The sequence below is a fragment of the Pseudomonas grimontii genome (assembly GCF_007858185.1).
In the GTDB taxonomy this organism is placed as follows: Bacteria; Pseudomonadota; Gammaproteobacteria; order Pseudomonadales; family Pseudomonadaceae; genus Aquipseudomonas; species Aquipseudomonas grimontii.
This window is the reverse complement of record NZ_VFES01000004.1, coordinates 102,172-118,704: the sequence shown is the minus strand read 5'-3', so window position 1 is coordinate 118,704 and position 16,533 is coordinate 102,172. Positions and strand designations below refer to the sequence as shown.

The following is a 16,533-nucleotide window of genomic DNA, read 5'->3' as shown; positions in this document are numbered from 1 at the left end:
CCCGCCCGCGGCGGTAGCCATGCACCGCGTTTCAGCTCGCGTGGTGCAGCTCTTCGATACTGATCTCGCGCATGCAGAACTTCTGGATCTTGCCGGTCACCGTCATCGGGAACTCCTCCACAAACTTGAAGTACCGGGGCGTCTTGAAATGCGCGATGCGACCCTTGCACCAGCTTTGCAGCTCCAGCGCAGTGGCGACATGACCGGGGTGGAATTTGATCCAGGCGACAATCTCTTCGCCATAGCGCTCATCGGGAATGCCGATGATCTGCACGTCAGCCACCGCCGGGTGGGTGAAGAAAAACTCTTCCACCTCGCGTGGGTACACGTTCTCGCCACCGCGAATGATCATGTCCTTGTTGCGCCCGGCGATGCACACATAGCCGTGCTCATCCATGCTGGCCAGGTCACCGGTGTGCATCCAGCCGGCGTCGTCGATGGCCTCGCGGGTGCCTTCGGGGTTGTTCCAGTAGCCGAGCATCACGCTGTAGCCACGCGTGCATAACTCGCCGATCTCACCGCGCACAACTGTATTGCCGTCGGCGTCGATGATCTTGTTTTCCAACTGCGGCTGGGTACGGCCGACGGTGGTCACACGGCGCTCCAGGTCATCGTTGGCGCCGGTCTGCAACGACACTGGGCTGGTCTCGGTCATGCCGTAGGCAATCTGCACCTCGCCCATGTGCAATTCGCCAATGACCCGGCGCATCACTTCGATCGGGCAGGTGGCGCCGGCCATGATGCCGGTGCGCAGGGTGGACAGCTCGAACTCACCCCGGCGAGGGTGATCGAGCAGGGCGATGAACATGGTGGGCACGCCGTACAGGCCGGTGGCGCGCTCTTCAGCGACGGCGGTGAGGGTGAGCAGCGGGTCGAAGCCGTCATTCGGATAGATCATGGTGGTGCCGTGGGTGATGCAGCCCAGGTTGCCCATCACCATGGCGAAGCAATGGTACAGCGGCACCGGGATCACCAGGCGGTCCTGCGCGGTCAGGCCCAGGCTTTCGCCGACCATGTAGCCGTTATTGAGGATGTTGTGGTGACTGAGGGTGGCACCCTTGGGGAAACCGGTGGTGCCGGAGGTGTACTGGATATTGACGGCTTGGTCGAAGTGCAGGCTGGCCTGGCGGCTGTGCAACTGCTCGGGTGGGAGGGCTGCACCGAGGGCCGCCAGCTGCGACCAGGGCAGGAATCCCGGGGGCGGGTTGGGGTCGAGGCTGATCATGCCGCGCAGCTCAGGCTGCAGCTCCTGCAGCATCGTGTGATAGTCGGAGGTCTTGAACGCCCCGGCGCACACCAACCACTCGCACCCGGACTGCTTGAGCACGTAGTCCAGTTCACTGCTGCGGTAAGCCGGGTTGATGTTGACCAGGATCACGCCGATCTTGGCGCTGGCGATTTGGCTGATGCACCACTCGGCGCAATTGGGCGCCCAGATGCCCAGGCGATCACCGGTTTGCATGCCCAGCGCCATGAATGCACGGGCGTGCACATCGACGGCCTCGGCCAGCTGCCGCCAGGTGTAGCGACGTTGCTGATGGCGCACCACAAGGGCTTCGCCATCGGGGTATTGCGCCACGGTGTGATCGAAGGCCTGGCCAATGGTCATGGCCAGCAAGCTCTTGTCCTGGGAGCCACGGCTGTAGCTCGGATGCGGTTGATCCATAACGACCCCTGTTGTCTTTTTTGTAGGTTGACGTATACGTAAACTACGATTGACAGCGCCGTAACGCAAGCTTACGTTAACGTAAAGGTGAGCGCCCCTCCCTGGCACACCTTCCACACAACAACAAAGTCCACATTAAGGTGCCTGTCCATGAGTTACCCGTCCCTGAACTTCGCCCTCGGTGAAACCATCGACATGCTGCGCGACCAGGTGCAGTCCTTCGTGGCCAAGGAAATCGCGCCCCGCGCGGCACAGATCGACATCGACAACCTGTTCCCCGCCGACCTGTGGCGCAAGTTCGGGGACATGGGCCTGCTGGGCATCACCGTGCCGGAAGAATACGGCGGCGCCGGCCTCGGTTACCTGGCCCACGTGGTGAGCATGGAAGAAATCAGCCGTGGCTCGGCTTCGGTGGCGCTGTCCTACGGCGCCCATTCCAACCTGTGTGTGAACCAGATCAACCGCAACGGCAGCCACGAGCAGAAGCTCAAGTACCTGCCCAAACTGATCAGCGGCGAACACGTCGGCGCCCTGGCCATGAGCGAACCCAACGCCGGTTCCGATGTGGTCTCGATGAAACTGCGCGCCGACAAACACGGCGACCACTACGTGCTCAACGGCAGCAAGACCTGGATCACCAACGGTCCCGACGCCAGCACCTATGTGATCTACGCCAAGACCGACCTTGAGAAAGGCGCCCACGGCATCACCGCATTTATCGTCGAGCGCGACTGGAAAGGCTTCAGCCGCAGCAACAAGTTCGACAAGCTGGGCATGCGCGGCTCCAACACTTGCGAGCTGTTCTTCGATGACGTGCAAGTACCGGAGGAAAACATCCTCGGCGTGCTCAACGGCGGTGTGAAAGTACTGATGAGCGGCCTCGATTACGAGCGTGTGGTGCTGTCCGGCGGCCCCACCGGGATCATGCAGGCGTGCATGGACCTGATCGTGCCGTACATCCACGACCGCAAGCAGTTCGGCCAAAGCATCGGCGAATTCCAGCTGATCCAGGGCAAGGTCGCCGACATGTACACCCAACTCAACGCCAGCCGCGCCTACCTCTACGCGGTGGCCCAGGCCTGCGAGCGTGGCGAGACCACGCGCAAGGACGCGGCCGGGGTGATCCTCTACAGCGCCGAACGCGCCACGCAAATGGCCCTCGACGCGATCCAGATTCTCGGCGGCAATGGCTATATCAATGAATTCCCCGCCGGGCGCCTGCTGCGTGACGCCAAGCTGTATGAAATCGGCGCCGGTACCAGTGAGATTCGGCGGATGCTGATCGGTCGCGAACTCTTTAACGAGACAAAATGAATTTCGTCAGCGGCAAGTGACAAGCTTCAAGCGGCAAGAGGACGGTGCTCTTGCTTCTAACTTGTAGCTTGTCGCTCGAAACTCAAAGCTGCTACGGAGTAGCCCATGCTTCTACACACCCAGCTCAACCCACGGTCGGCGGAATTTTCCGCCAACAGCGCGGCGATGCGCCAACAGGTCGACGCCCTGCACACCCTGCTCGCCCACGTGCAGCAAGGCGGCGGCGCCAAGGCCCAGGAGCGCCACACCTCGCGCGGCAAATTGCTGCCCCGTGAGCGTATCAACCGCCTGCTGGACCCGGGCTCGCCGTTCCTTGAACTCAGCCAACTGGCCGCCCATCAGGTGTACGGCGAAGACGTGCCGGCCGCCGGGGTGATTGCCGGGATCGGCCGCGTGGAAGGCGTGGAATGCATGATCGTCGCCAACGACGCCACGGTGAAAGGCGGCTCCTACTACCCGCTCACGGTGAAAAAACACCTGCGCGCCCAGACCATCGCCGAGCAAAACCGCCTGCCGTGCATCTACCTGGTGGATTCCGGCGGCGCCAACCTGCCGCGCCAGGACGAAGTATTTCCGGACCGCGAGCACTTCGGGCGGATCTTCTTCAACCAGGCCAACATGAGCGCCCAGGGCATCCCGCAGATCGCCGTGGTGATGGGCTCGTGCACCGCTGGCGGCGCCTACGTGCCGGCCATGGCCGACGAAGCGATCATGGTGCGCAACCAAGCGACGATCTTCCTGGCCGGCCCGCCGCTGGTCAAGGCGGCTACCGGTGAAGTGGTGAGCGCCGAAGACCTCGGCGGTGCCGATGTGCACTGCAAGATCTCCGGCGTGGCCGACCATTATGCCGACAGTGACGAACACGCCCTGGCCCTGGCCCGACGCAGCGTGGCCAACCTCAACTGGCGCAAGCAGGGCCAACTGCTGCAACGCACGCCAGTGGCGCCGCTGTACAGCAGCGAAGAGCTTTATGGCGTGATCCCGGCCGATGCCAAGCAGCCCTTCGATGTGCGCGAAGTCATCGCACGGCTGGTCGATGGCTCGGTGTTCGATGAGTTCAAGGCGCTGTTCGGCACCACCCTGGTGTGCGGCTTCGCGCACCTGCACGGCTACCCGATTGCGATCCTGGCGAACAACGGGATTCTGTTTGCCGAGGCCGCGCAAAAAGGCGCGCACTTTATCGAACTGGCCTGCCAACGCGGGATACCCCTGCTGTTCCTGCAGAACATCACCGGGTTTATGGTCGGCCAGAAGTACGAAGCCGGTGGCATCGCCAAGCACGGCGCCAAGCTGGTAACGGCGGTGGCGTGCGCCAAAGTGCCGAAATTCACGGTGATCATCGGCGGCAGCTTCGGCGCCGGCAATTACGGCATGTGCGGGCGCGCCTATGACCCGCGCTTTTTGTGGATGTGGCCCAACGCGCGGATTGGCGTGATGGGCGCCGAACAGGCGGCGGGCGTGCTGGTGCAGGTCAAGCGTGAGCAGGCCGAACGCGCAGGCGTCGGGTTCAGCGCGCAAGAGGAAGCGGCGATCAAGCAACCGATCCTCGACCAGTATGAAACCCAGGGTCACCCTTATTACTCCAGCGCACGCCTGTGGGACGACGGCGTCATCGACCCGTTGCAGACCCGCGACGTGCTGGCCCTGGCCTTGTCCGCCGCGCTGAATGCCCCCATCGAGCCGAGCCGCTTCGGCGTGTTCCGCATGTAAATGGAGCTGTCCCCCATGAGCGATTTCAACACCCTCGAACTGATCACCGACAGCCGTGGCTTTGCCACGCTGTGGCTCAGTCGTGAAGCCAAGAACAACGCGTTCAACGCCGAGATGATCCGCGAACTGATCATCGCCCTCGACCATGTGCAGAGTGATGCGTCCCTGCGTTTCCTGGTCCTGCGTGGGCGCGGCAGGCATTTCAGCGCCGGTGCCGACCTGGCCTGGATGCAGCAGTCGGCCGAGCTGGATTACCACACCAACCTGGACGACGCCCGCGAACTGGCGGAGCTGATGTACAACCTGGCCAAGCTGAAAATCCCGACCCTGGCGGTGGTGCAAGGCGCTGCCTACGGTGGCGCGCTGGGCCTGATCAGTTGCTGCGACATGGCCATCGGCGTCGATGATGCGCAGTTCTGCCTGTCGGAAGTGCGCATCGGCCTGGCCCCGGCGGTGATCAGCCCGTTCGTGGTACAGGCCATCGGCGAACGTGCGGCGCGGCGCTATGCCCTGACCGCCGAGCGTTTTGGCGGCCAGCGTGCACGGGAGATCGGCCTGTTGGCGGAAAGCTACCCGATTGGCGAACTGGACCAGCAGGTGGAACAGTGGATCACCAATCTGCTGCAAAACAGCCCGGCGGCGATGCGCACCAGCAAGGACCTGTTGCGCGAAGTCGGTAACGGCACGCTCACCCCTGCCCTGCGCCGCTATTGCGAAAATGCCATTGCGCGCATCCGTGTCAGCGCCGAGGGCCAGGAAGGTTTGCGCGCGTTCCTGCAAAAACGCCCACCGAGTTGGCAGTCCCAGGAGCCACGTTCATGAGCACATTGACCACCGTACTGGTGGCCAACCGCGGCGAGATTGCCTGCCGGGTGATGCGTACCGCCAAGGCCATGGGCCTGACCACCGTGGCGGTACACAGCGCCGTCGACCGTGATGCGCGACACAGCCGCGAGGCGGATATTCGTGTCGACCTGGGGGGCAGCAAGGCCTCCGAGAGCTACCTGCAAATCGACAAACTGATCGCCGCCGCCCAGGCCAGCGGCGCCCAGGCCATTCATCCAGGCTACGGTTTCCTGTCGGAAAACGCCGGGTTTGCCCGTGCGATTGAAGCGGCAGGCCTGATTTTCCTGGGGCCGCCCGCCTCGGCCATCGACGCGATGGGCAGTAAGTCCGCCGCCAAGGCCCTGATGGAAACCGCCGGCGTGCCTCTGGTGCCGGGTTATCACGGCACAGACCAGGACCTGGAAACCTTCCGCGCCGCCTGCGCGCGCATCGGCTATCCGGTGCTGCTCAAGGCCACCGCCGGTGGTGGCGGCAAGGGTATGAAAGTGGTGGAGGACGTCAGCCAACTCGCCGAAGCCCTGGCCTCCGCCCAGCGTGAGGCGCTGTCGTCCTTCGGCAACGGGCAGATGCTGGTGGAGAAATACCTGCTCAAGCCACGCCACGTAGAGATTCAGGTGTTTGCCGATCAACATGGGCATTGCCTGTACCTCAATGAGCGGGATTGCTCGATCCAACGTCGCCACCAAAAGGTCGTCGAGGAAGCGCCGGCACCGGGGCTGAGCGTTGAACAGCGCAAGGCCATGGGCGAAGCGGCGGTGCGTGCGGCCCAGGCTATTGGTTATGTGGGTGCGGGCACGGTCGAGTTCTTGCTGGATGCGCGCGGCGAGTTTTTCTTTATGGAGATGAACACGCGGCTGCAGGTTGAACACCCGGTCACCGAAGCGATTACCGGCCTGGACCTGGTGGCCTGGCAGATTCGCGTCGCCCAGGGCGAGGCGCTTCCGATCACCCAGGAGCAGGTGCCGCTGATCGGCCATGCAATTGAAGTGCGTTTGTACGCCGAAGACCCCGCCAACGACTTCCTGCCCGCCACCGGGCACCTGGCGTTGTATCGCGAGTCCGCGCCGGGCCCGGGGCGCCGCGTGGACAGTGGCGTTGAGCAAGGAGACACCGTATCGCCGTTCTACGACCCGATGCTCGGCAAGCTGATTGCCTGGGGCGACGACCGTGAACAGGCGCGCCTGCGGTTGCTGAGCATGCTCGATGAGTTTGCCGTGGGTGGGCTGAAGACCAACCTGGGCTTCCTGCGGCGCATCATTGGCCATCCGGCATTTGCCGCAGCTGAGTTGGACACCGGGTTCATTCCGCGCTATCAGGACGAGCTGCTGCCGGTGGCCGAAACGTTGAGCGACGCGTTCTGGCAGGCGGCCGGTTCGGCCTTCATGCAGAGCTTGCCTGCGGGTGACGGGCCATGGGCGGACACCGGTGGATTCCGTGCTGGATTGCCCGCTGAGGTCTCGCTGCATTTGAGCTGCAATGGCCAGGACCGCCTGGTGACACTGGTCGCAGACGCCGCGAAACTGCAGGGCGAGCAGTTAGTGATCGAATATCAGGGCGTCCGTCGTTCACATCTGGCAGTGCGCAACGAGCACACGGTTTTCCTGCGTTGGGACGGCGAGATGCATGGCGTCTGCCTGTTCGATCCAATTGCGGCCGTCGAAGCCAACCAGTCTCACCAGGGCGGCCTGACGGCACCGATGAACGGTAGCATCGTGCGGGTGCTGGTGGACGTCGGCCAAACGGTCGAGGCCGGCGCGCAACTGGTGGTGCTTGAAGCAATGAAGATGGAGCACAGCATCCGCGCGCCACAGGCCGGGGTGGTCAAGGCGCTGTTCTGCCTGGAAGGCGAAATGGTTGCCGAAGGGTGCGCGCTGGTGGAGCTCGAAACGGCGGACTAGAACTTCGCCGTAGCCTGCACGACGACGCCGAGGATCCGACAATCAACGGTGAACAGCAGTTTCGGGTAGGTGGGGTTGAGCGGCACCAGGTAGAGCTGGCCGCTTTCCTCCAGCAACTGGCGGAAGGTCGCCTGGGGACTGTCGGCCCGTTGGGCGACTACCAGTTTGCCGGGTTCGACGGCGATGGCCGGATCCACCAGGATCATCATCCCCGCAGCGATGCTCGGGCCGCTGAGCGCAGTCATGGCGTCACCTGTCACCGGCAGCCAGAAGGCGTCTCCCTGGGCGTGGTAGTCCGTCAGTTCGAAGCGCGCAGCGCCATAGGCCGGGCGCTCTTCGCGGATTTCGCACAGGCCTTTCCACTCGCTGACCGGGTAGCGAAAATACGACGTGTACTGTTTTGTCGGGCCACGAACCTCGTCGGCCTTCTCACGCAGCTCCTGCACCACTTCCAGGTAGCCCAGCCCCAGCTCTGCCAGCACCCGGTTCATATCCGCCAGGCTCGGCACGCGGCGCTTGTTGAGCCAATGGCCGACGCCGCCCTGGGACATGCCCAAGCGTTCAGCCAACTCACCCTGGGTGACCTTGCGGTCTTTCATATTGGCCTTGACCAACGCTATCCATTTATCCATGGGGGCCGACAATACGTCAGGTATTTTCCAGGGCAATAAACAGTTTGTAGTAATCCATAAAACGACATAAATACGATACGTACTATCATCGAACATAAGGTTTTCGACACCCACCCAGAGTACCGCCCCTTATGACGACGAGCCCGTATCTCCTGCCTGAACCCCCTCAAAGCGATGACATGCTAGGCCTGCGCAGCAGCGGTGCTGCCCAGCGTGCGCTGGACTTTTACTTGAAAGAGAATATGTCAGCACCCATCCCGGATATGGGCTTGTTCACCATCAAGCCTGGCATCAGCCAGGAGGAAGCCCTGGTGCACGCCTCGGACCTGTTGCGCAGTGCCGCCGCAACGGCCTACGAATCAGCGAGCAGCCATCAGGGCAGTCAGCGCGACCTGGCATTTTCGGTGGTGTATTTGATTGATATGGCGAAGGCGATGGTAGAGCAGTCGTTGCAGGCACCGGAGGTTCGGGCGAACGGATAACAGGCGCGAAGGAAAAATATTTCTATCCCACGGATAAAAACATTTGACTTGCAAATGATAATGATTATTATTGGACTCAGCTGATCGCGAGATCAGTCGATAGACCAAGGGACCTTAGGTCGGACTCTTGGAATATCTCCTCATCAGGCTAATCACGGTTTTTGACCCGGCTCTTTGGCCGGGTCTTTTTTTTTGCCAGTTTCCCTGGCATGGCTTCAGGCTAATGAAGACTGTGTATTGCTTGATGGCGCGCATAGTAGCAAAAGACCATCGCCCAAAGAAAGCCGGTCGAGCGCTCTGGCGCACATCTCTGCGAAATAGCGCTTGAGAATCAATCTCATAGATTCTAAGCTGCGGCGGCGTCATGGACGACGCCCCCCCTCCCTGCAACAATTTTGCATCCAGGCTTTACCAGACTCCTGTGTAATATAGCCGCCACAACACTCATATTCAGGCAACCAGACTATGACCGTGGCCTTGACCTCCATCAAGATCAGTACCGACTTCGACAGTGGCAATATCCAAGTGCTCGACGCCAGCGATGCCTACCAGTTGTTGCTGGCCATCCAACCCGATACCCGCAGCCACCATTACCAATGGTTTCACTTCAAAGCCGAAGGCATGCACGTGGGCCACACCCATAATTTTCGCCTGAGCAACGCCGGTGGCTCTTCGTATAGGCACGCTTGGAGCGGCTACAACGCTGTCGCGTCTTATGATCACGTCAACTGGTTCCGAGTCCCTACGCGCTTTGACGGCGAGATCCTGCACATCAGCCTCGAAACCCGTGAGAAACATGCCTGGCTGGCCTACTTCGAGCCCTACAGCCGCGAACGCCACGACTGGCTGATTGACCAGGCCCTGAAGTACGCCGGCACCAAACTGCTGGCCACCGGCAAAAGTGTCGAGGGCCGCGACATTCAACTATTGCGGCGTGGCAAAGGCGGCGAAGGCCGGCGCCATATCTGGATCATCGCCCAGCAGCACCCCGGCGAGCACATGGCCGAATGGTTCATGGAGGGCATCATCGAACGCCTGCAACAGGATGGCGATGCCGAGATGAAAAAACTCCTGGCCGTTGCCGACCTGTACCTGGTGCCAAACATGAACCCCGACGGCGCCTTCCACGGTCACCTGCGCACCAACGCCATGGGCCAGGACCTCAATCGTGCCTGGCAAAGCGCCAGCCAGGAGATCAGCCCGGAAGTGCTGTTCGTGCAACAGCAAATGGAACAGTACGGTGTCGATCTGTTCCTCGACATCCACGGCGACGAAGAAATCCCCTACGTGTTCACCGCTGCCTGCGAAGGCAACCCCGGCTACACCCCGCGTATCAAAGCGCTGGAAAAACGCTTCCGCAGCCATTTGAGTTCGCTGACCCGTGACTTCCAAACCACTCACGGCTACACCCGCGACTTGCCGGGCGAAGCCAATATGACCCTGGCCTGCAATGCCGTTGGCGAGAAATACGACTGCCTGTCCCTGACCCTGGAAATGCCGTTCAAGGACAACGATGACGCCCCCAACCCGAAGACCGGTTGGTCAGGTGAGCGCTCAAGGCAACTGGGCAAGACTGTGTTAAGTACCGTGGCCGATCTCGTCACGGCACTGCGCTAACCCCTGCCCACTCCCCCCGTCGTCAGTCCTTGGTGCCGGTCATGCTCTGCAACACGCCATCGCGCCGAATCAAGCCATGGAACAACGCCGCCGCCAGGTGTAACAGCACCGTCAGGAACAGCAGGTAGGCCAGATACCCATGGGCCTTGCGCAGCACCGCAAACAACGGCGCATTCGCCCCGACCAGTGCCGGCAACTGCACTGAACTGCTGAGCATCACCGGATCACCCGCCGCCGAGATCATCGCCCAGCCCAGCAGCGGCAACACCAGCATCAACCCATACAAGACCAGATGGGACGCCTTGGCCGCCAGCACTTGCCACAGCGGCAAGTCAGACGGCAACGGCGGCTGGCGGGTGGAGAAGCGCACCGCCAAACGCACGATCACCAGCACCAGGATCGCGATCCCCAGCGGCTTGTGCAGGTGGATCAACCACTCATGCCGCTCTGACACCGACGCCGCCAGACCTGCGCCGATAAACAACATGGCGATGACCATCAGCGCCATCAACCAGTGCAGCAGGCGCGCCAGGGGCGCAAAAAACCGGGGTTGGGCGTTCATGGCTTCGACTCCGCAGGGGCACTGTGCAAGGGGCTGACTTCACCGGCACGGCGCAGGTACGAACTGGCATACGCCGCCGAACGTGCAGCCAGCAGCGGGTCATTGGAGGCTTCGATGCCGCTGGGCAAAATCAATGGATCGAAATTAATGTCGCGACAATCACCGTCGGCCTGGGGTTGGCTGCTTTGCAGCACCAGGGTGCCGGCATTCAACACCTTGTGCTCACCGGTCCAGGGTTTGCTCGCGTCCTCCAGCGGGTCGCCGGGGTTGGACAGGGTCATGTTCAACTGCCAACGCAAAGGCCCTGAGGCCAGGCGTTGCACCAGGTCTTTCTCAAGAAAATCGCCCCCGGCCGGTGCGGTCTCCCCCGCCGCATCCTGACGCTCGGGCACTACGCCCCAGCGCACGGCCTGGCGCTTGCCCTCGGCACTCACCAAGTAAAACGCGTTAATGCCGTTATAGGTTTCGGTCGCATAACTGGCCGATGGTTTGGCCGTCTTGACCCACGCCAGGAATGGCGCCGCCTCAGGGTGTGCGGCAAAAAACGCCGGCATATTCGCCGGGTTCGGCTTGCCGGTGGCCGGGTCCGGCGCACCGGCCTTGAGCATCTGGTAGAACGCCTCGGGCGTGCCCACCGGGAACACCGGCATGCTGTTCATGCCGGTACGCCATTGCTGGCCGTTGGCCAGGCTGAACTGCACGGCAAAGCTGCGGATCGGCACACTGCTGTCCGGCGCATAGGGGTTGCCGCTGGGCAAGGCGAAGCGGCCGATCAACCGGGTCCTGGCCTCACTGAACACTTGGGCGCTGGAGTAGGCACGGGCCTCGGCACTGCTTTCGAAGTACCCGGCCACGCACACGCCCTTGGCGTGGTTACGCCGGAATCCAGGGTGTACGCCGTTGTTGGTTTCCAGGGCATTGACCAGGGTTTTCGGGCGCAGGCGTTGTGGGTCGAGGCTGCCATTGACGTAGGCAAATGCCCCGGCCATAACCGCAACCACGGCACCAATTCCCGCGAGTCGTGCGATCAGGCTCGCCGTGCTTAACGGGGGACGTGGCGGTGATGAGTGATCTACCATGAACAAACTCCAGGGCCTGAAGGCCTTTGGGGGTAAACATAAGGTCGGAGCATTAAGACGAACGCCGATCCGCTCTATTCCCAGGCCCTGGATTTATTTTCCACGGTCGGGAATAACCGTTCACGCCGGACGTCTCTCTAGTCCCAGCGAAGTGACCAGCCAGACACCCATGCATGAACTCGACGAACCGTTACGTGAACTCATCCCCAGGCTGCGGCGTTTCGCTGTGTCCCTGACCCGTAACGCCAGCAGTGCCGACGACCTGGTGCAGACGACCCTGGAGCGGGCGATCACCCGTTGGGCCGACAAACGCATCGAAGGCGATCTGCGCGCCTGGCTGTTCTCGATCCTCTACCGGCAGTTCCTCGATGCCCACCGCCGCACCCGGCGCTATGCACGCATGCTGGAATTCTTTACCGGCCGCGATGATGCGCAGCCGTCGGTGGAGCGCACCGTCATCGCCCAAGCGACCCTGCAAGCCTTCGATCAACTCAACACCGAACAACGCGCGCTGCTGTTGTGGGTGTCGGTGGAGGGCTTGAGCTACAAGGAAGTCGCGCAAATACTCGAGGTGCCGATCGGCACCGTGATGTCGCGCCTGTCCCGTGCGCGCCAAGCACTGCGTCAACTCAGCGATGGCGACATTGCCAGCCCTTCCCTGCGGATACTCAAATGATCAGCCTGCCCCCCAGCGAACGCGACCTGCATGCCTACGTCGATCACCAACTCCTGGACAGTGATCGCCGTGTGCTCGAAACCTATTTGGCCGCCCACCCAGAGCTCGCGGCCCAAGTGCAGGCCTGGCAGCAGGACGCACAATGGCTGCGTGCGTCATTGAGCGGCGTCCTGCAACAGCCGGCCAACCCGGCGCTGGACCCGGCGCTGATTCGCCAACGCATCAAGCATCAATCGCGCCGCCACTTTGCCACGGCGGCGGTGTTGCTGATTGCCGTCAGCCTCGGCGGCCTCGGCGGTTGGCATGCCCGTGAAGCCACGCAACCGCCGCTGTTACCGATGGCCGATGCGATGCAAGCGTTCCGCCTGTTTGCCCAGGAGGGCATCATGCCCGCCGACTACAACGGCCAGGACCGCGGCACGATGCAGGCGTGGCTCGACCGCTACTTCAATCAAGCCCATCGCCTGCCGGACTTGAGCCAAGCAGGCTTCACGCCCGTCAGCGGGCGACTGCTCACCACCGATCAAGGCGCCGCCGCCATGGTGCTGTACCAGGACGCACAAGGTCGGCGCATCAGCTTCTACATCCGCCCACCTGGCCCGGACAACGGTTTCCTGCCGCGTGGCGAGCGCACGGCGGATGGGTTGCAAGCGCAATACTGGTCCGGCGGCGGCTACAACTATGCGGTGGTCAGCCCGACGGACCAGCCGACGCCACCCCTACCGCCGTTCTAGATTGGTCAAATCGCCACCGGCGCCCTAAAGTAAGCGACCACCGCACTACAGAGTGACTCGCATTGGCCGTGCTCCCCCTTATCCGTCGTTTGTTCGGTAAAAAAACCGACACACTGGACGACACGCCCATCCAGACGTTCTTTCAGGACAAAGCCCGGCAACTGGGTTACACCCTCAGTGGTGGCCAAGCCCAGGCCATCGCCGCGATGGCGCGCCAGACCCAGTACCTGCTCGCCGGCCAGCCCACCCGCAGCCTGTACCTGCACGGCCCGGTGGGACGCGGCAAAAGCTGGCTGCTGGACGGTTTCTTCCAGGCACTGCCCATCGCCGAAAAGCAACGCGTGCATTTCCATGAGTTTTTCGCCCAACTGCACCGCGGTATGTTCACGCACCAGGCGACGGACGATGCATTGGCCATCGCCCTGGACGAGCTGCTCGACGGCTGCCGCGTGTTGTGTTTCGACGAGTTCCACGTGCACGACATCGGCGATGCCATGCTGATTACCCGGCTGTTCAAGGCCCTGTTCCAGCGTGGCGTGTGGGTGCTGGTCACCTCCAACTATCCACCCGAAGGGCTGCTGCCCAACCCGCTGTACCACGAGCGTTTCAAGCCGGTGATCGACTTGATTGCCGCGCGTATGGACGTGCTGGAAGTCAGTTCGCCCGAAGACTTTCGCAGCCTGCCCCAGGCCCATGCCGTACAGCGCTTTACCACCGGCTATTACCTGTGGCCGGGCACGCAGGCCCAGCGTGCGGCGCTCGACCTGCCTGCCAGCGGCGGCCCGACGCAGACGCTGACGGTGGGCAACCGGACGTTGATCTGTCGCCAGCATCAAGCCCGCACCATCGTATTCACCTTCAACGACCTGTGCGAACAACTGACGGCGGTGATGGACTACCTGTTGCTGTGCGAGGCATTCGATCACTGGGTCATCGACGGCCTGCCCCACCTGGCAGAGTGCCCGATCGCCGTGCAGCAGCGTTTTATCAACTTGGTGGACGTGCTTTACGACAAGGACAAGCACCTGATCCTGATCGGCGAACAACCGCTGGCACAGGCCATGAGCGGCCAGGCCATCGACCTGGCGCGCACCGCCAGCCGCCTGAACCAATTGCAACAGGCCACCCCGCAACCGGTACGCGACCCGGTATCATGAGCGCCATTTACGCCCCCCTTGCCGAGTGACCGCGCCGTTCATGAATACCCTCGCCCAACTCAAGGCCGGCCACTTGGCCGGCATTACGCGCCTGGACCTGTCCTGCGGGCTCACCGAATTCCCGGAGGAAATCTTCGGGCTGGCCGACTCCCTGGAAATCCTTAACCTCAGCGGCAACGCCCTGAGCCGCCTGCCCGACGACCTGCACCGCCTGCCGCACCTGCGCGTGCTGTTCTGCTCGGACAACGCCTTTACCGAGCTGCCCGCGAGCCTCGGCCAGTGCGCCAAATTGAGCATGATCGGCTTCAAGGCCAACCAGATCAGCCACGTGCCCGCCGCCGCGCTGCCACCGTTGCTGCGCTGGCTGATCCTCACCGACAACCGCATCAGCCAGTTACCCAGCGAGTTGGGCGAGCGGCCGCTGCTGCAAAAACTGATGCTCGCCGGTAACCAACTGACGCAGTTGCCTGAGAGCCTAGCCAACTGCAGCAACCTGGAGCTGATCCGCATCGCCTCCAACCGCCTCACGCGCCTGCCCGAGTGGCTGTTGGCACTGCCGAGCCTGACGTGGCTGGCCTATGCGGGCAACCCGGTGGAAATGGCCGTGGACATGGCGGCTGACGACGCGACACCGGATATTCCCTGGACGGAACTGGAACTGGCCGACGTGCTGGGCGAAGGTGCCTCGGGGGTCATTCGCAAGGCCCTGTGGACCCCCACGGCCAAGCCCGTCGCCGTCAAGCTGTACAAAGGCACGATCACCAGCGACGGCTCGCCGCTGCACGAAATGCAAGCCTGCATCGCCGCCGGCTTGCACCCCAACCTGATCAAGGTGCAAGGCCGCGTGGTGGGTGCCCCTGAGCACCAGGCCGCGTTGGTCATGGACCTGATCGACCCGAGCTACCGCAACCTCGCCGCCCTGCCGAGCCTGGCCTCGTGCACCCGCGACGTCTACGACCCCGCCACCCGCTTCAGCGTCGACGTAGCTTTGCGCATGGCCCGAGGCATCGCCTCCGTGGCCGCGCATTTGCACCGGCACGGTATCACCCATGGCGACCTGTACGGCCACAATATCCTGTGGAATGAAGCGGGAGAGTGTTTGCTCGGAGACTTTGGCGCGGCGTCGTTTCATGCCAAGGCAGACACCTTGGAAACGCGGGCATTGCAACGCATTGAAGTGCGCGCGTTCGGGGTGTTGCTGGGGGAATTGCTGGAGCGGGTTGAGGCGGGGTCGCTTGACGAGGCGCTGGTAGAGTTGCAGAAAAGCTGCTGCCAGCCCGATGTGTTGGCACGGCCGAGCTTCGAAGAAATCAACGCCTTGCTGCAATCCATCCAACACCGCTAAACAACTGTGGGAGGGGGCAAGTCGAATCGTCGCACCGCCCCTCCCACATGTGGATCGCGTTTCTTCAGTTGATAAATCAGCCCGCCAGGCCCACGAACATATCCTGCACGTCGTCGTGGTTGTCCAAGCCTTCGAGGAAGGCTTCGACTTCAGCCATCTGCTCATCGGTCAGGCCGCTTACCGGGTTTTTCGAGATGTAGCCCAGCTTGGCCGACAGCACGGTGAAACCCTGTTCCGGCAGGGCTTTTTGCACGGCGTCCAGGTCAGTGGTCTCGGTGATGAACAGGGTGGTGCCCTCTTCTTCGCCGTCTTCAAAGTCCTGCGCACCGGCTTCGATGGCTGCCATTTCCGGATCTGCGTCCGGGGTGTCCGGCGAGGCTTCGATCAGGCCGACATGGTTGAAGTCCCAGGCCACGGAGCCGGAAGCACCCAGCTGACCCTTGCGGAACGCCACGCGGATTTCCGCCACGGTGCGGTTGATGTTGTCGGTCACGCACTCGACGATCAACGGCACCTGGTGCGGGGCGAACCCTTCGTAGGTCACGCGGTGGTATTGCACGGTTTCACCGAGCAGACCGGCACCCTTCTTGATCGCGCGTTCCAGGGTTTCCTTGGGCATCGAGGCCTTTTTGGCCTGTTCCACGACCAGACGCAGGTGGGCGTTGGTCGCGGTGTCGGCCCCGTTGCGGGCGGCGATGGTGATTTCTTTCACCAGCTTGCCAAAAATCTTGCCCTTGGCATTGGATGCCGCTTCTTTATGTTTGACTTTCCACTGTGCGCCCATGACTCACTCTCTTTTCGTCCATCGCGCCGAA

General features: G+C 62.4%; 15 protein-coding genes. 10 read left to right on the top strand and 5 right to left on the bottom strand.

Annotation, left to right across the window (positions count from 1 at the left end):
* Positions 1-31: 31 nt before the first annotated feature.
* Positions 32-1,666 carry an AMP-binding protein gene (locus FIV39_RS09010; RefSeq protein ID WP_090402688.1) on the bottom strand — a complete coding sequence of 545 codons (1,635 nt, stop codon included), beginning with the start codon at positions 1,664-1,666 and terminating at the stop codon, positions 32-34.
* 150 nt (positions 1,667-1,816) lie between these two features.
* On the opposite strand from FIV39_RS09010, the gene FIV39_RS09005 reads away from it, so the two are divergent.
* The 4 genes from FIV39_RS09005 to FIV39_RS08990 all read left to right on the top strand — a co-directional run bounded on the left by FIV39_RS09005 (position 1,817) and on the right by FIV39_RS08990 (position 7,434).
* Positions 1,817-2,980 (top strand): isovaleryl-CoA dehydrogenase, encoded by a 1,164-nt coding sequence (locus FIV39_RS09005; protein WP_090402686.1) that lies wholly within the window; start codon positions 1,817-1,819, stop codon positions 2,978-2,980.
* A gap of 105 nt (positions 2,981-3,085) precedes the next feature.
* Positions 3,086-4,690 carry a carboxyl transferase domain-containing protein gene (locus FIV39_RS09000; protein WP_090402684.1) on the top strand — a complete coding sequence of 535 codons (1,605 nt, stop codon included), beginning with the start codon at positions 3,086-3,088 and terminating at the stop codon, positions 4,688-4,690.
* A 15-nt stretch (positions 4,691-4,705) separates the two neighbouring features.
* Positions 4,706-5,512 carry a gamma-carboxygeranoyl-CoA hydratase gene (locus FIV39_RS08995; protein WP_090402682.1) on the top strand — a complete coding sequence of 269 codons (807 nt, stop codon included), beginning with the start codon at positions 4,706-4,708 and terminating at the stop codon, positions 5,510-5,512.
* Positions 5,509-7,434, top strand: a complete 1,926-nt coding sequence (locus FIV39_RS08990) for an acetyl/propionyl/methylcrotonyl-CoA carboxylase subunit alpha (RefSeq protein ID WP_090402679.1) — start codon at positions 5,509-5,511, stop codon at positions 7,432-7,434. The genes FIV39_RS08995 and FIV39_RS08990 overlap by 4 nt, the downstream gene beginning before the upstream one ends.
* Here FIV39_RS08990 and FIV39_RS08985 read toward each other — a convergent pair.
* Positions 7,431-8,066 carry a LexA family protein gene (locus FIV39_RS08985; RefSeq protein WP_090402676.1) on the bottom strand — a complete coding sequence of 212 codons (636 nt, stop codon included), beginning with the start codon at positions 8,064-8,066 and terminating at the stop codon, positions 7,431-7,433. The two genes, FIV39_RS08990 and FIV39_RS08985, sit on opposite strands and share 4 nt — an antisense overlap.
* A gap of 131 nt (positions 8,067-8,197) precedes the next feature.
* Here FIV39_RS08985 and FIV39_RS08980 point away from each other — a divergent pair, with 131 nt between their 5' ends.
* Entirely contained in the window at positions 8,198-8,548 is a 351-nt protein-coding gene (locus FIV39_RS08980) for a DUF6124 family protein (protein WP_090402674.1), read from the top strand.
* 465 nt (positions 8,549-9,013) lie between these two features.
* A complete protein-coding gene (locus tag FIV39_RS08975; protein WP_090402672.1) occupies positions 9,014-10,165 on the top strand; it encodes a M14 family metallopeptidase in 1,152 nt (383 codons plus the stop codon).
* A gap of 22 nt (positions 10,166-10,187) precedes the next feature.
* Here FIV39_RS08975 and FIV39_RS08970 read toward each other — a convergent pair whose 3' ends face one another.
* Positions 10,188-10,727, bottom strand: a complete 540-nt coding sequence (locus FIV39_RS08970; protein ID WP_090402670.1) for a cytochrome b — start codon at positions 10,725-10,727, stop codon at positions 10,188-10,190.
* The gene (locus tag FIV39_RS08965; protein ID WP_090402668.1) at positions 10,724-11,806 is read right to left on the bottom strand and encodes a catalase family peroxidase; all 1,083 of its coding nucleotides are present in this window, start codon (positions 11,804-11,806) and stop codon (positions 10,724-10,726) included. The genes FIV39_RS08970 and FIV39_RS08965 overlap by 4 nt, the downstream gene beginning before the upstream one ends.
* 169 nt (positions 11,807-11,975) lie before the next feature.
* Between FIV39_RS08965 and FIV39_RS08960 the strand changes: the two genes are divergently transcribed.
* The 4 genes from FIV39_RS08960 (at position 11,976) to FIV39_RS08945 (ending at position 15,718) form a co-directional block, all read left to right on the top strand.
* Positions 11,976-12,482: an RNA polymerase sigma factor gene (locus FIV39_RS08960; protein ID WP_090402666.1), complete on the top strand. Its 507-nt coding sequence runs from the start codon at positions 11,976-11,978 to the stop codon at positions 12,480-12,482.
* Positions 12,479-13,216 (top strand): anti-sigma factor family protein, encoded by a 738-nt coding sequence (locus FIV39_RS08955; RefSeq protein ID WP_090402664.1) that lies wholly within the window; start codon positions 12,479-12,481, stop codon positions 13,214-13,216. Before FIV39_RS08960 ends, FIV39_RS08955 begins: the two co-directional genes overlap by 4 nt.
* 62 nt (positions 13,217-13,278) lie before the next feature.
* Entirely contained in the window at positions 13,279-14,373 is a 1,095-nt protein-coding gene (zapE, locus tag FIV39_RS08950; RefSeq protein WP_090402662.1) for a cell division protein ZapE, read from the top strand.
* A 40-nt stretch (positions 14,374-14,413) separates the two neighbouring features.
* Positions 14,414-15,718: a protein kinase gene (locus FIV39_RS08945; protein ID WP_090409903.1), complete on the top strand. Its 1,305-nt coding sequence runs from the start codon at positions 14,414-14,416 to the stop codon at positions 15,716-15,718.
* Positions 15,719-15,794: 76 nt separating this feature from the next.
* Here the strand turns inward: FIV39_RS08945 and FIV39_RS08940 are convergent, their stop codons facing one another.
* Positions 15,795-16,502 carry a YebC/PmpR family DNA-binding transcriptional regulator gene (locus FIV39_RS08940; RefSeq protein ID WP_090402660.1) on the bottom strand — a complete coding sequence of 236 codons (708 nt, stop codon included), beginning with the start codon at positions 16,500-16,502 and terminating at the stop codon, positions 15,795-15,797.
* Positions 16,503-16,533 lie beyond the last annotated feature (31 nt).